General features: G+C 60.9%; 1 tRNA gene and 1 pseudogene. One reads left to right on the forward strand and one right to left on the reverse strand.

Features of this window, described 5'->3' with window-relative positions:
* Positions 1 to 114 precede the first annotated feature (114 nt).
* Positions 115 to 191 (forward strand) — tRNA-Met (locus RGCCGE502_RS34355).
* A gap of 282 nt (positions 192 to 473) precedes the next feature.
* Here the strand turns inward: RGCCGE502_RS34355 and RGCCGE502_RS37815 are convergent.
* Positions 474 to 677: pseudogene (locus RGCCGE502_RS37815) on the reverse strand (hypothetical protein); the annotation flags it as partial.

Genomic DNA, 677 nt, shown 5'->3' on the forward strand with positions numbered 1-677 from the left:
AGCGCGGTTCGTCGATCTCAGGATGAGGCCAAACAACCTCACCTGGATGTCAGGATGAGGCCAAACAGCCTCACCTGGATGTCAGGATGAGGCCAAACAGCCTCACCTGGAGGACGCGGGGTGGAGCAGCCCGGTAGCTCGTCAGGCTCATAACCTGAAGGCCGCAGGTTCAAATCCTGCCCCCGCAACCAAAACCTTTCCCAATCGGACACATACTCAACGAGCCCTCACGGGGCTTTTTGTGTTTGTCTGGCCGAGACCGACAGAGCGAAGTGTGCCTCGGAGGGCTATCCGCGCCTTGCACGAGCAGATGGTCGTTGCTAGCGACAAGATTGGGTCGAGTTGACACCCGTGTCCCAGTCTCGCAGACGGAGCAGGATCGATCCGCGGCGACCTTGCGGGTGGGACTTTCGTATCCGTCGCGGAGCGCCTTGCTGCGCGCTACCGGGCGATGGTGGCCGAAGGATTGGCCATCAATATGCTCCGCTGCAATGCATCAGGCCGTACGCCTCCAAGGTGGCGGGCTGGTGGCCTCGGGGAGTGCCGATCACCACTTTATTGATGAACGATCGCACAGTCGGCATCATTTGCCGTTTGGCGTCCTCGTTCGTGCGCTGACGTGCCTGCAGGCGGAAATGGCGCATGCGCAAATCCCGCCTCTGGGGGATCGTGACACG

It is taken from the genome of Rhizobium grahamii CCGE 502 (assembly GCF_000298315.2).
Classification (GTDB): domain Bacteria; phylum Pseudomonadota; class Alphaproteobacteria; order Rhizobiales; family Rhizobiaceae; genus Rhizobium; species Rhizobium grahamii.